This is a genomic window from Pseudomonas oryzihabitans (assembly GCF_032027545.1).
Classification (GTDB): domain Bacteria; phylum Pseudomonadota; class Gammaproteobacteria; order Pseudomonadales; family Pseudomonadaceae; genus Chryseomonas; species Chryseomonas oryzihabitans_F.
The window spans coordinates 259,149-272,844 of the sequence record NZ_JAVSJB010000004.1 but is presented as its reverse complement, the minus strand read 5'-3'; the positions used below and the strand labels follow the sequence as shown (position 1 = coordinate 272,844).

Below are 13,696 nucleotides of genomic sequence, written 5' to 3'. Positions count from 1 at the left end.
TTTATCGTGAAAGATTTTTGCCTCTGATCATTGTCTGATTCGTTAGAATGCCGGCTTCAGCCAACGGGGCGGACCATGTCGCAATTACGTAGCCAACAGAAAGCCAGGCGCCGCCAGCAGATCAGCGACGCCGCCCTGCAACTCTTCGTCGGTCAGGGTTTCCAGGAAACCACCATCGAGCAGATCGCCCGCGAGGCGCAGGTTTCGCCGCCGACGGTGTTCAACTACTTCGGCTCCAAGCAGGAGATCCTCCTGGAGTTGCTGGTCCAGGCGGACGGCCGCGCCATACAGGAGAGTCGTGAGCGTCTGGCGAGCTATGCCGATCCGCTGGACGCCCTGTGCGACCTGGAAAGCCGCCTCGTGGGCTATGCCCTCGACGCCATGCCGCCCGAGTTGTGGCGCCAGCTGCTGCCGGCGGTACTGCGTGGCGGTGACGAGGGCGTGGCGACCAAGTACCAGGCGCTCAATAGCCGCCTGCAACGGGAGATCGCCCTGATCCTGCGCGAGCTGCAACGCCTGGGGAAGCTGCGCGAGGATCTGGACATCGAGCTGGCGGCCTTCCTGCTCAACGACTATTCCCATCTGCAACTGCTGCGCCTGGTCAACCAGTCACCGCTGGACCTGGCCGCCCACCGCCAACAGGTGCGCCGCACCAGTCGGTTGATCCTGGAAGGCATGCTGCCCAGAGCCTAGCTCAGGCGCAGCGGCAATCTCAGGGTAATGACCACTTCCCCCTCGCCGTTGGCGAAGCGCGCCTCGCCGCCGAAACTCTCGCTGAGCGCCTTGACGATGGGCAGCCCCAGGCCCCAGCCGCGCTTTTCGCTGCGGGTGGAGATGAAGTAGGGCGTCGCCAGGTTGGCCAGGACGTCGTCAGGGAACTGGCCGCGGTTGCGCAGCTCCAGCACTACGCCGTCATCGGTCAGGCGCTGGTGCACCCAGATCGGCGTGCCGGCCTGGCCGTGCTTGGCGGCATTGAGCACCAGGTTGTCGAGGATGCGCAGGAAGGCGTATCTATCCCAGCGCACTTCCAGCTCCGGGGTGTCCAGGCGCAGATGGAGGGGATTGGCGAACTGCAGGCGCAGATTGGCCGCCGCGTCCGTCAGCAGGGGACCGAGCAGCAGCGGCTCGCCGCTCAGGCGCACGCCGCCGCCCAGGCTCATGTGGGTGATGTCGAGTACGTCGGTGATCATCTGGTTCATGCGCTGCAGGTTGTCGTGCAGGGTCTGCAGCAGGTCGTCGGTCCGCCGCGCCGGACTGCGCTGCATCAGGTTCACCACCATGGTGGCGGCGGTGAGGGGCGAGCGCAGGTCGTGGTTGAGCGACCTCATGAAGCGTTCGAGCATGACCTTCTCCGCCTGCAGGTTCTCGCTGCGGGCGATGGCCGAGTTGCGCTGCTGCTCCATGTGCCCGACCTGGGAGCTGGCCTTGAGCAGGGCGGCGACGGTGGCCAGTACCTCGTCCGGGTTTATCGGATGGGTGAGGTAGGCCTGGGCACCGGTGTTGAAGCCGCGCGCCTTGTCCTGGCCGGAGACGAAGGTGGCCGAGATGTTGATGAGGGCCGGCAGGCGACCACGACCGCGCTGGCGCTCGATGGCCTGGATCAGTTCGAAGCCGGTCATGTCCGGCAGGTTGACGTCGATGATCACCAGTTGCACGTCGTCGTCGATCAGCGCCAGGCCGGCCGTGCCGCTGGCCGCTTCGCAGACCTGGTACTGCGTCTGGCTTTCCAGGATCTTGCGCAGCACGTAGCGATTGGCCTCGGTGTCGTCGATGATGACGATGCGCTGCGCGGCGCTACTCATGGCTCAGACTCCGCGCCAGGCTATACACCTCCGCGAGCAGACGCTCGGCATGGTCGGGCTGGTGCTTGGACAGGATGGCGTGGCAGCTCTCCAGCAGCCGCTCGCGCCTGGTGTCGTCCAGCGGTTGGGCGGTGTTGATCAGCACCCGGCGATGCATGCTCCAGTCCATGCTGGCGAGCAGGTCCTCGCCGTTGATGTCGGGCAGGTCGAGGTCGAGGATGATGATGTCGGGCCGCACCGCGTTAAGGCGATCCAGGCTGCTGCGCGCGCTGTCGGCTTCCAGCAGCACCGGGTTGGCGACCTCGAGGGTACGCCGGATCAGGTAGCGATCGCCTTCGTTGTCCTCGATCACCAGTACCGTGAGGCCGCTCAGGTCGAGCGGCTCCGCGGCGGCGCCGGAGGTCAGGTAGCGGCGCGGCAGGCGCAGGATGAAGCGGCTGCCACGGCCGACCTCGCTGTCCAGGGACAGCTCGCCCCTGAGCAGCACCGCCAGACGCTGGGCCAGGGGTAGGCCGAGTCCGGTGCCCTCGATGTGGGTCAGGTGCGGCGAGCGGATACGCTCGAATTCCTCGAAGATCTTCTGTCGATCCGCGGCGGCGATGCCCACGCCACTGTCTTCCACCAGGAATTCCAGGTGGTCGTCGTCGGGCTGGAACACCTGGATGCGTACCCGGCCCTGGGGGGTGTACTTGAAGGCGTTGGAGATCAGGTTGCGCAGGATCTGGAACAGCCGCGTCTCGTCGGTCTCCAGCGTCACGGCGTCCGGTGCCGGCACGATCTCGCAGCTGACCTGGGGATAGCGCGGCGCCAAGGCCGCGGCGAACTGGGCGAGGCGCTCCATGAAGTGCCCCAGCAGGAAGGGCTGGGGCACGATGGTCAGGCGTCCGGATTGCACCTCGGCCAGGGCGAGCAGTTCGCCGACCAGGTTGGCCAGCTCCAGCGCCGCGTCGCTGATGAAGCGCACCTGGCGCTGCTGCTCGGCGTTGAGGGCGCCGTCCACGCCGCTGGCCAGCAACTTGGCGACGTTCTCGATGATGTTGATCGGCGTGCGGAATTCATGGGTCATGTTGGAGAAGAAGCGCGCCTTGGCCTCGCTCGCCTCCTTGAGTTCCTGGGTCGCCTTCTCCAGCTCGGAGTAGAGCGCCACCACGCCCTGGTTGGTGTCCTCCAGCTCCTTGTTGGTGGCCTCCAGCTCCGATTGCTTGAATTGCAGCTCGGTGTTGGTCACCAGCAATTCCTCGCTCTGCAGGCGAATCTGCTGGTAGGGATCGGGGGCCGGCGCGCCCTGCAGTTCGCTGACCAGGGCGGCGAGGGCGGCCGGGTCGGGTGACGGCCGGGGCGCCTGGTACTTGCAGGCGGTGATCCGGGTGCCGGCGGGGGAGGTGTGCAGGTCGAAGTCGTCGAACAGCCGCTGGGCGCCGCGCAGGCCGATGCCCATGCCGGTCGCGGAGCGATAGCTGCCGTCGCGGATGGCCTCGATCGCGGCGATGCCGGGGCCCTGGTCGAGGGCTCGGACCTGCAGGCCACGCAGCAGCTGGCCCGCGTCGGCCAGCAGGGCGAATTCGAAGCGGCCGTGGCCGGCATACTGGTGGATGTTGCGGGCCAGCTCGGAGACGGCGGTGGCCAGGCGGATCTGCTCCAGTAATGGCCAGTCCAGGGCGGCGGCGAGTCGCTTGGCCGCCTGGCGGCAATGCACCACGTCCTGCTCGCTGCGCAGCGTGAGGGTCAGCAGGGGCGGGGCATCAGACATGCTTGAGTACCAGAACGGTGGCGTCATCGTTGGGACGACGGAAGTCGCGGTGCAGCAGCGCGGCGATCAGTGCCGGATGACGACCGCCGAGGCCCGAGTGCTCGCCCAGGTTCACCTTGGACGTCAGGCCATCGGAGTTGAGCACCAGCAGGGTGCCCGGCGTCCAGGGGTAGGTGAAGGTCTGGATGCGGCCGATCCGGTAACCCAGGGTGCCATTGTTGGACACCAGGCTGCGCGCACTGTTGCCGAACAGGCGCCCGGCGATGTTGCCGATGCCACAGAAGCTCACCTGGCCCTGGTCGGCATCCAGTTCGGCCAGGGCCAGGGCGGCGCCACGGGTGTCCATCAGCGCCTGGTGCAGATTCTCCATCAGCTGCTGCAACGGCAGATGGGCGGCCTGGCGCAGGAACAGCTCGCGGGCGCGACGACTGGCCGCCGCAGCCTGCTGGCCGTGGCCGAGGCCGTCGCACACTAGCAGGCGCCGCCCACTCACCGCCCAGCTGTCGCCACAGACCTGCTCCTCAGGGTGCGGGCTACAGAGGGCGCCGAGTTGCAGCCGGGTACTCGGGGTGCCGGCCAGGTGGAAGCGGGCCAGCACCACGGTGCCCTGGCCCGGGCGCGAATGGATGTCGAAGACGTCGGACTGACGGCGGATCGCGCCCAGCCCGGCGCCCAGGGTGGCCGCCGTGCTGTAGTGATCGGTCAGGCAGCGGGCGACGTCCTGCATGCCCGGGCCGCGATCCACCGCCAGCACATCGAGCACGCCGGCGTCGCCCAGGGTGGCGCACAGCTCGCCATGGCCGGCATGGCGGACCAGGTTGTAGCCCAGCTCCTGGGCGACGATGGTCAGGCGGCCGAGTAGGGTTTCGTCCTGGGTGACGCTGCTGGCCAGGCGCACCAGGGCGCGCCGGGCAGCATCCACGTGCACCGCGGTACTCACCGGCAGGACCAGGCTGCACGGTTGGCCGCTCAACGCCATTTCCACAGCTCCACGGTGGTGCCCTGGCCGGGCTGGCTTTCGATGCGGAAGTCGTCCACCAGCCGGCGCGAGCCGGACAGCCCCAGCCCCAGGCCCTTGCCCGAGGTGTAGCCGTCGACCATGGCACGGTCGAGGTCGGCGATACCCGGACCGTTGTCGCGGATCACCAGGCGGATCGCCGGCTTGCCGGCGCGCACCGTTTCCTCGATCAGGCACTCACCCCCCAGGCCGTAGACCAGGCCGTTGCGCGCGATCTCGCTGGCCGCGGTGACGATCTTGGTCTGGGAGATCAGGCCCAGGCGAATGGCTTCGGCGACCTTGCGCACCTGCTGACGGATCAGCACGATGTCAGTCTCCTGGCGGAGTGGAAGCGTCTGCATCTTCGCCACCCTCTGACTTCCCCGGCAGTTCATCCGCGGCCACCATGGCCTCGAGTCGGCGCATGCCCTTTTCCATGTTCAGCGCCGTGGCGATGCCCTCCAGCGACAGCCCCAGCTCCACCAGGGTGATGGCCACCGCCGGCTGCATGCCGACCACGATGACCTTGGCATCGAGGATGCGCGAGACCTGGGCGATGTGGGACAGCATCCGGCCAATGAAGGAGTCGACGATCTCCAACGCCGAGATGTCGATGAGCACGCCCTTGGCCTTGTGGCGGACGATCTGCTCGGTGAGGTCTTCCTGCAGGTCCAGCGCCAGTTGGTCGTGCATGTCGACCTGGATGCTCAGCAGCAGGAAGGGGCCCAGCTTGAGGATCGGAATCCTGTCGATCATGTCTGGTCCTCAGCCCTTGGCCGGCGCGGCCAGGCGCACGCCCTGCTGGCGCAACGCCAGGCGGAAGGCATCGGCCAGGGAAGCCTTGGTGATGACGTCGCCCAGGTCCACGCCGAGGTGGACGATGGTGGCGGCGATCTGCGGACGGATGCCGCTGATGATGCACTGGGCGCCCATCAGCCGCGCGGCGGTCACGGTCTTGAGCAGGTGCTGGGCGACCATGGTGTCCACCGTGGGGACGCCAGTGATGTCGATGATGGCGATGTCCGACTCGGTCTGGACGATCTTCTCCAGCAGCGACTCCATCACCACCTGGGTGCGGTTGCTGTCCAGGGCGCCGATCAGCGGGATGGCGAGGATGCCGTCCCACAGCTCCACCACCGGGGTCGACAACTCCAGTAGGCTCTCCTGCTGCTCGCGGATCACCGTCTCGCGGCCGCTCACGTAGCTCTCGATGCTGTAGAGGCCCAGGGCGTCGATCAGTCGGGTAGCGGCCCACATCTCGGCGAGGGGATCGTCGCATTCGTTCTGGATCAGGGTGAACAGCGGTTCCTTCAGCGAGAAGACGAAGGTGGCGGTCTGCGCGGGCGTGAGGCCCGCGCGGCTCTGGTCGAAGGAGAAGCGCTCCAGCAGGGCGCGCACCGGTTGCCAATGAGGCTCGCGCAGGTCGCCGATGCCCTGGGCGCTGGCCACGGTGATGCGCCGCAGCAATTCGGCGGAATTGGCCAGGATGGTGGTTTCGTCGAGCAGGTCGACGCGCATGCCGGCGGCGCGCTGGGCCCCGATCCAGGCGTCGAGCAGGGTGCGCTCATGGGTGCGCAGCAGCTCGACCAAAGCGGTACTGTACATGGGAATTCCTAGGGAGAAGGCAGGCGACCCGGGAGGGGGCGATCTGGCGTAGCGAGAGGCGGAGGGGCGCGGGAGACCGGGCACCGAGACCCGGTCTCCAGGTGATCACATGTCCATCTTTTCCTTGGTGATCTTGCCGGTCTTGGCGTCGGCATGGAAGTCATACTTCATGCCGTCCTTCTTCAGGCCCTCGCCTTCCCATTGGCCGTCATCGGCTTCGATCTTGGTGATCGAGGTGTAGCCCTGTTCCATGAGCTTGGTCTTGACCTCGTTCATCGGCATCCAGTCGGCACCGGGCTGGTCGGCCAGGGCCGCACCGCTGGCCAGGACGGAACAGGCAAACAGGGAAGCGAGCAGCTTGGATTTCATCGCGAGACCTCGTCGTGGTGGTATGTCCCCGCTTCGACCACCACGACGCGCGACAAATCCCGTAGTACCCAGGCCTCAGGTATCGGCCTGGTCCACCAGGTGCGGCAGCAGCCCCAGCGGCGCGGTCCTGTCCTTGGCCTTGCTCTTGCTCTTGCGCGGGCTGTGGGGCCGGCTGGCCAGGCGCCAGAGATCGCGCCAACGCTCGGCCAGCGCCGTGGGTTTGTCGAGGTACAGCCGGCGGCCGAGGGTGAAGGCCTTGGTCTGCAGCACCTCCCGCTGGCGGGCGAGGCTCTCGGCGATGGCCTGGCGGGTGTTGCTGGCACCGAACAGCGTGGGCTCGCTGTCCAGCAGTTGCTGCATCACCGCCAGGTCGTGGTCGTCGCCCAGGTACTCGGAGAGCCGCTTGAGGCTCTTCTGGCGGGTCTTGAACTCCGTCGGCCAGGCGGCGGCGAGCAGCTGGGTGTGGTACCAGTGGTCCTTCACCCGCTTGCGCCAATCGTGCAGGGTCTCGTCGGTGGGCTTGTCGCGAGCGGTCTTGAGCGCCTGGCGACCGGCCTTGTAGTTGTCTTCCAGGCCGCGGATGAAAAGACCGAAGCCTTGGCCGGCGAGTTTCCAGCCGGGTACATCCTGGCGCAGGGCGACGAGCTCGGCGAGCAGCTCGGGATGGCTGCTGGCCGCGGCGGTCTGCTGGTCGGCGCGTTCCTGCAGGCGCTGGCGCACCCGCTTCATGGCCGGCGAGGCGAATCTCTTGCGATCGGTCTCGCCGAGCTTGTCCCAGCTTTCCACCAGGGCGGCGCTGTCGCGCAGCGACGACAGTTCGCGGCCCAGGTCACGCAGGCGTCGATTGCGGCTGGCGAAGGCGCGCTTGCCCAGCGCGGCCTGCAACAGGCGCAGCAGGGCGCGCAATTCCTTGAGTCGCTTGCGGGTTTCGTGCACCCCCTTGGGGGTACCGCTCGCCAGCGACGCCTCAGCCTGAACCAGACGATCCGTCACCACACGGCGTACTTCTTCGTCTGCCGGTTGCCGCGCATCGAAACGAAAGGCCATCGAACTCTCCTCAATAGGTGGACTGCAGCGCCCGCTGGCGCGGGAGCGTAACGGTAAGGAAGACCTCTACAACAGCGGTTGATGCCAAATTTCATTTAATCGTCATATTGCCGTCATGCAACTCCACTCCTGGCACCGCCTGCCGCGCAATGGGTCAGAAGGGCTATAGTTGCCCCCACCACGCTAGCGAGGAGATCCGGATGTTCGAAGCCGCCGAGAACGAACACCTGCTCGACGAGGCCACCTACGAGGCCAAGCTGCCGAAGTTGCGCGAGGCATTGCTCGCCGCCCAGTACGAGCTCAAGGCGCAGGGACGTTTCCCGGTGATCGTGCTGATCAACGGCATCGAAGGCGCCGGCAAGGGCGAGACCGTCAAGCTGCTCAACGAATGGATGGACCCGCGCCTGATCCGCGTCGAGACCTTCCTCCAGCCCACCGCCGAGGAGCGCCAGCACCCGCCGGCCTGGCGCTACTGGCAGCGCCTGCCGGGCAAGGGACGCATCGGGGTGTTCTTCGGCAACTGGTACAGCCAGATGCTGCACGCCCGGGTCAACAAGGAGCTGTCCAGGCTCGAGCTGGACGCCGCCATCGACCAGGCCGAGCGTTTCGAGCGGATGCTCGCCGACGAAGGCGCGCTGATCCTCAAGTTTTGGTTCCACCTCTCCAAGCCCCAGCTCAAGCAGCGGCTCAAGCACCTCAAGAACGATCCGCGCCTGGGTTGGAAGCTCAGCCCGCTGGACTGGCGCCAGGCCAAGGTCTATGACCGCTTCGTCAAGCAGGGCGAGCGGGTATTGCGCCGCACCCATCACGACTACGCGCCCTGGCACGTGGTGCCCGGCTTCGACGAGCGCTTTCGCAGCCTGACCGTGGGTACCGTGCTGCTCAAGGCGCTGCAGCGCGCCCTGGCCAGCAAGCCGCGCAAACCACGCAAGGCCGCTGCCGTGAGTCCGCCCCCGGTGGACGGGGAGGGTGTGCTGGCGGCGCTGGACCTGAGCCAGCGCCTGGACAAGGCCGACTACGAGGACCAGCTGCTCGCCCAGCAGGCCCGCCTGGCCAAGCTGCTGCGCGACAAGAAGTATCGTCGGCACGCCCTGGTGGCGGCCTTCGAGGGCAACGACGCCGCCGGCAAGGGCAGCGCCATCCGCCGCGTCACCGGTGCCCTGGACCCACGCCAGTACCGTATCGTCCCGGTCGCCGCACCCAGCGACGAGGAACTGGCCCAGCCCTATCTCTGGCGCTTCTGGCGGCACATTCCGCGGCAGGGTGACTTCACCATCTTCGACAGGTCCTGGTACGGCCGGGTGCTGGTGGAGCGGGTAGAGGAGCTGACCCCGGTGGCCGACTGGCAGCGCGCCTATGGCGAGATCAACGAATTCGAAGAGCAGCTCAGCGACGCCGGCATCGTGCTGGCCAAGTTCTGGCTGGCCATCGACCAGGACACCCAGCTGGAACGCTTCAAGGCCCGCGAGGAGACGCCCTTCAAGAGATTCAAGATCACCGAGGAGGACTGGCGCAATCGCGACAAGTGGGATCTCTACAGCCAGGCGGTGAACGACATGGTGGTGCAGACCAGTACCACCGTCGCGCCCTGGACGCTGGTGGAGGCCAACGACAAGAGGTTCGCGCGGGTGAAGGTGTTGCGGACGCTCAATGAGGCGTTGGAAAGAGCGTATGACAAGGGGTAAACCAGTGCCAGGGCTATTTGGCTGATTATCGAGGTTTGCGGCTACCTCTTGTTTCGCCCCCTCGGGCGAGTCACTTTTGCCAGTCGCGGCAAAAGTAACCAAAAGCGCTTGCCCCTCCATCCGGCCCCGGCTTCGCCGGGGTTCGCTCCCTCCATCGCCGCTCCAGGGGCACGCCGCGAAGGGCCGTCCCTGGCCCTCGCGACTCTCGCGGCATCCATGCCGCTCGACCCCTTGCGCGACGATTGCGTTCGCCCTGCTGGAAGGGGCGTTTGGCGCGCCTGCATCTTGGGGTGCCCAGGAGAAGGGATGGCGTGAAGCGCGGTAAAGCCTGCTGATACATTAAATCCCAGAAACGAAAAAGCCCCGCCGAAGCGGGGCCTTTCTGCAACCGGATCAGTCGTTAGACGACTTGAACCTGGTCAGCTTGCATACCCTTCTGGCCTTTGACAGCCACGAAAGTGACCTTCTGGCCTTCGCTCAGGCTCTTGAAGCCGGCGCTTTCGATGGAGCGGTAGTGCACGAACAGGTCGGCGCCGCTTTCCGGGGTGATGAAGCCGTAGCCTTTCTCATCGTTGAACCACTTGACGGTGCCATTTTCACGATTGGACATGAGTATCTCCAGGATGTAGGGGGAACAACCACGTCAGCGAGACATTCGCTAACGGGACTGTAATGCGAGAGTGAGACGAGCCAGGAGATGAAAATGAAGCAACATCAAGCAGGTATCGAGTAACTATTGCAGTAGCAGTGCCTACACCATACGCGCTTTCACGAGCTTGTATAGCCCTGATTTGCATATTTGACGACCGGCTACCGGTGGCTTGCACTGCCAGAGCGTCTCACTCAGGCTACGGATTCTCTCGATCGATAGAGGTAAAGCATGGACAAGCTGCACCGGATCAAGGGGGCCTGGCCCTATCTGATCGCTGTCTTTCTCAACGCGTTCGTCGATCTTGGCCACAAGATCGTCATCCAGAATACCGTGTTCAAGGTCTATGACGGCTCCACCCAGGTAGTGCTGACGTCCCTGGTCAACGGCATGATGCTGCTGCCCTTCATCCTGCTGTTCAGTCCCTCCGGCCATGTGGCCGATCGCTTCGCCAAGGTGCGGGTGCTGCGCCTCGGGGCCTGGGCGGCGGTGGCCATCACCCTCGGCATCACGCTGGCCTACTACGCCGGGCTGTTCGAGCTGGCCTTCGCCATGACGCTCTTGCTGGCCACCCAGGCGACCTTCTACTCACCGGCCAAGTACGGCTACATCAAGGCGCTGTTCGGCAAGCAGCGACTGGCCGAGGGCAACGGCCTGGTGCAGGCCAACTCCATCATCGCCATCCTCGCCGGCACCGTGGTTTTCACCGCCTTCTTCCAGCTGCACCTGGGCGAGGGCCATGCCACGCCCCACGCCATCCTGCAGGACATCGGCCCGCTGGGCTGGTTGCTGGTGCTGTGCAGCCTGGCCGAGGTGGCGCTGCTCTATCGCCTGCCGATCCTCGAAGAGCCCAAGCCGCGCGAGCCCTTCGACTGGCATGCCTATGTGCGCCTGCGCAGTACCCGGCGCAACCTGGCGGTGATCGGCGAGAATCCGGTGATCCGCCTGTCGATCATCGGCCTCGCGGTGTTCTGGTCGGTAGGCCAGGTGCTGCTGGCGAGCTTTCCGGCCTACGCCAAGGACCACCTGGGCATCGACAACGTGCTTGTGCTGCAGGGCATCCTGGCCTGCGCCGGGATCGGCATCGCCATCGGCTCGGCGCTGGCCAGTCGCGCGTCGCGCGGGCGCATCGAGACCGGGTTGATCCCGGTCGGCGCCCTGGGCATCGCCCTCGGCCTGTGGTGGCTGCCGGCGCCCAGCTCGGCCTGGCTGCATGCGCTCAACTTCATCTTCATCGGCTTGATGGGCGGCCTGTTCATCGTGCCGCTCAACGCCCTGATCCAGTTCCATGCCCGCGAGGACCAGCTCGGCACGGTACTGGCGGCCAACAACTGGGTGCAGAACGTCTGCATGCTGAGCTTCCTGGTGCTCACCGCGGTGATCGCCCTGCTCGGCCTGGACAGCCGCTGGCTGCTGTTGCTGATCGCCGCCGTGGCGCTGGTCGGCGGCGCCTATACCGTCTGGAAACTGCCGCAGAGTCTGGTGCGCTTCCTGCTCGGGCTGATGGTCACCCGTCACTACCGCATCCAGGTGCAGGGGCTGCAGAACCTGCCGGCCCAGGGCGGCGTGCTGCTGCTCGGCAATCACATCAGCTGGGTGGACTGGGCCATGGTGCAGATCGCCAGCCCGCGCCCGGTGCGCTTCGTGATGCTCAAGTCGATCTACGAGCGTTGGTATCTCAAGCCCTTCCTCAAGGCCATGGGTTGCCTGCCCATCGCCCAGGGCAGCAGCGCCGGTGCGGCGCTGGAGCAGGTGGCCGATTTGCTGAAGGCCGGCGAGGTGGTCTGCCTGTTCCCGGAAGGGGCGATCAGCCGTACCGGCCAGCTCGGCGAATTCCGCCGCGGCTACGAGAAGGCCTGCCAGCAGGTCGGTCCCGAGGTGCAGATCGTGCCTTTCTACCTGCGCGGGCTCTGGGGCAGCCAGTTCTCGCGTTCGTCGAGCAAGCTCAAGGAGCTGCGCGACAGTCCGCTGCACCGCGAAGTGGTAGTGGCCTTCGGCAAGCCGTTGGCCAAGGACACCCCGGCCGATGTGCTCAAGCGACGCATCTTCGAGCTATCGATCCGCTCCTGGGAGCGCTACATGCAAGGGCTGCCGTCCCTGGCCGATGCCTGGGTCGCCAGCGTCAAGCGGCGGCCCGGTGGCCTGGCTTTGGTGGATGACCTGGGCGCGCCGCTCAAGGCCGCCCAGGCGCTCACCGGCGCCGCCTGCCTGGCGCGGCGGATGCGTAAGAGCCCTGCGCAAAACCTCGGCCTGCTGCTGCCCACCAGCAGCGGCGGGATGCTGGCCAACATGGCGGTGCTGCTGGCCGGCAAGACCCTGGTCAACCTCAACTACACCGCTACCCCCGAGGCCTTGCGCTCCGGGCTGGACCAGGCCGGCATCCGCACCATCTACACCTCCACGCGCTTTCTCGAGCGCTTGCGCAAGCGCGGTCTGCCGGTGGACGAGTTGCTCGCCGGCCGCGAGATCGTCGATCTGGAAAGCCTGAGAGCCGGCATCGGCAAGGCCGAGCTGGTGGCCACCTGGCTGGCGGTACGGCTGCTGCCCACCGCCATGCTGCAGGTGCTGGTGAGTCGCGCCCATGATCCCGAGGCCACCGCTGCCATCCTCTTCTCCAGTGGCAGCGAGGGCACGCCCAAGGGGGTGATGCTCAGCCATCGCAACCTCATGGCCAACCTCAAGCAGACCTCGGACGTGCTCAACACCCAGGACGACGATGTCTTCATGGCGTCCTTGCCACTGTTCCACGCCTTCGGTCTCACCGTGACCCAGTTCCTGCCGTTGATCGAAGGCCTGCCGGTGGTCTGCCAGGCCGATCCCACCGACGTGGCCGGCATCGCCAAGGCGGTGGCCACCCATCGCGCCACGGTGCTTTGCGGCACCTCGACCTTCCTGCGGCTGTTCGTGCGCAACCAGAAGGTGCATCCGCTGATGCTGGAGAGCCTGCGCATCGTGGTGGCCGGTGCCGAGCGCCTGGACCCGGCGGTGCGCGAGGCCTTCAAGCTCAAGTTCAACCAGGACATCTACGAAGGCTACGGCGCCACCGAGACGGCGCCAGTGGCCTCGGTCAACCTGCCCGATGCCCTGGACGTCAGCTACCTGCAGGTGCAGCGCGGCGGCAAGCTGGGCACCGTGGGCATGCCGCTGCCGGGGACCGGCCTGAAGATCGTCGATCCCCAGACCTTCGTCGAGCTGCCCACGGGGGAGGCCGGCATGGTGCTGATCGGTGGACCGCAGCTGATGCAGGGCTATCTGAACGATCCCGAACGCACCGCCAAGGTCATCCGCGAGCTGGACGGCGAACGCTGGTACGTGACCGGCGACCAGGGGCGGCTGGACGAAGACGGCTTCCTCACCATCGTCGATCGCTACTCGCGCTTCGCCAAGATCGGCGGTGAGATGGTCAGCCTGGGCGCCGTGGAGCAGGCCCTGGCGCGGGCGGTGGCCGATCCGGAGATCGAGCTGCTGGCGGTCAATCTGCCGGATGCCAGGAAGGGCGAGCGTATCGTGGTGCTGCACACCGGCAGCCTGGACGGCGCCGCGGTAGAGAAGACCCTGCTGGCCCAGGGCGTGAGCGGGCTGCTGTTACCCTCGGCCTGGCTGGCGGTGGAGGAGCTGCCGAAGCTGGGTACCGGCAAGGCCGACGTGGCCGGTGCGAAGCGCCTGGCACAGGAGCGACTGGCGGCGGAGGTGTCTAGCTGAGGCGATACATTGCAGGACTGTCGTCAGAAGAGCGCTAAAGCCTGACGCTGTCCTGCCGATCATGAGGGGGCTATTCATTTTTCCGAGGAG

At 66.4% G+C, this 13,696-nt stretch carries 12 protein-coding genes; 3 read left to right on the top strand and 9 right to left on the bottom strand.

From position 1 onward, the window contains the following. The first annotated feature begins 75 nt into the window (after nucleotides 1-75). Nucleotides 76-693, top strand: a complete 618-nt coding sequence (locus tag RND78_RS08600) for a TetR/AcrR family transcriptional regulator (RefSeq protein ID WP_312727763.1) — start codon at nucleotides 76-78, stop codon at nucleotides 691-693. On the opposite strand, the gene RND78_RS08595 is transcribed toward RND78_RS08600, so the two are convergent. The 8 genes from RND78_RS08595 to RND78_RS08560 form a co-directional block, all read right to left on the bottom strand. After that, nucleotides 690-1,802, bottom strand: a complete 1,113-nt coding sequence (locus tag RND78_RS08595; RefSeq protein ID WP_312727760.1) for a response regulator — start codon at nucleotides 1,800-1,802, stop codon at nucleotides 690-692. The genes RND78_RS08600 and RND78_RS08595 overlap by 4 nt on opposite strands. Then, nucleotides 1,795-3,552 (bottom strand): ATP-binding protein, encoded by a 1,758-nt coding sequence (locus RND78_RS08590; RefSeq protein ID WP_312727757.1) that lies wholly within the window; start codon nucleotides 3,550-3,552, stop codon nucleotides 1,795-1,797. Before RND78_RS08590 ends, RND78_RS08595 begins: the two co-directional genes overlap by 8 nt. Further along, nucleotides 3,545-4,531: a SpoIIE family protein phosphatase gene (locus RND78_RS08585; protein WP_312727755.1), complete on the bottom strand. Its 987-nt coding sequence runs from the start codon at nucleotides 4,529-4,531 to the stop codon at nucleotides 3,545-3,547. The genes RND78_RS08590 and RND78_RS08585 overlap by 8 nt, the downstream gene beginning before the upstream one ends. Beyond that, complete coding sequence (locus RND78_RS08580; protein WP_312727752.1) at nucleotides 4,522-4,875, bottom strand: ATP-binding protein; 354 nt, start codon at nucleotides 4,873-4,875, stop codon at nucleotides 4,522-4,524. Before RND78_RS08580 ends, RND78_RS08585 begins: the two co-directional genes overlap by 10 nt. A gap of 4 nt (nucleotides 4,876-4,879) precedes the next feature. Continuing rightward, complete coding sequence (locus RND78_RS08575) at nucleotides 4,880-5,302, bottom strand: STAS domain-containing protein (RefSeq protein ID WP_312728113.1); 423 nt, start codon at nucleotides 5,300-5,302, stop codon at nucleotides 4,880-4,882. A 12-nt stretch (nucleotides 5,303-5,314) separates the two neighbouring features. Next, a complete protein-coding gene (locus RND78_RS08570) occupies nucleotides 5,315-6,154 on the bottom strand; it encodes an STAS domain-containing protein (RefSeq protein ID WP_312727749.1) in 840 nt (279 codons plus the stop codon). Nucleotides 6,155-6,259: 105 nt separating this feature from the next. Further along, nucleotides 6,260-6,523, bottom strand: a complete 264-nt coding sequence (locus tag RND78_RS08565; RefSeq protein WP_059228535.1) for a PepSY domain-containing protein — start codon at nucleotides 6,521-6,523, stop codon at nucleotides 6,260-6,262. A gap of 75 nt (nucleotides 6,524-6,598) precedes the next feature. Continuing rightward, nucleotides 6,599-7,570, bottom strand: a complete 972-nt coding sequence (locus RND78_RS08560) for a CHAD domain-containing protein (protein WP_312727740.1) — start codon at nucleotides 7,568-7,570, stop codon at nucleotides 6,599-6,601. Between the two features lie 200 nt (nucleotides 7,571-7,770). Between RND78_RS08560 and pap the strand changes: the two genes are divergently transcribed. Beyond that, nucleotides 7,771-9,255, top strand: coding sequence for a polyphosphate:AMP phosphotransferase (gene pap / locus RND78_RS08555; protein ID WP_312727737.1), 1,485 nt, complete (start codon nucleotides 7,771-7,773; stop codon nucleotides 9,253-9,255). 400 nt (nucleotides 9,256-9,655) lie between these two features. On the opposite strand, the gene RND78_RS08550 is transcribed toward pap, so the two are convergent. After that, the gene (locus RND78_RS08550) at nucleotides 9,656-9,865 is read right to left on the bottom strand and encodes a cold-shock protein (protein WP_007160189.1); all 210 of its coding nucleotides are present in this window, start codon (nucleotides 9,863-9,865) and stop codon (nucleotides 9,656-9,658) included. Nucleotides 9,866-10,135: 270 nt separating this feature from the next. Between RND78_RS08550 and RND78_RS08545 the strand changes: the two genes are divergently transcribed. Then, complete coding sequence (locus tag RND78_RS08545; protein WP_312727734.1) at nucleotides 10,136-13,606, top strand: acyl-[ACP]--phospholipid O-acyltransferase; 3,471 nt, start codon at nucleotides 10,136-10,138, stop codon at nucleotides 13,604-13,606. The last annotated feature ends 90 nt before the right edge of the window (nucleotides 13,607-13,696 follow it).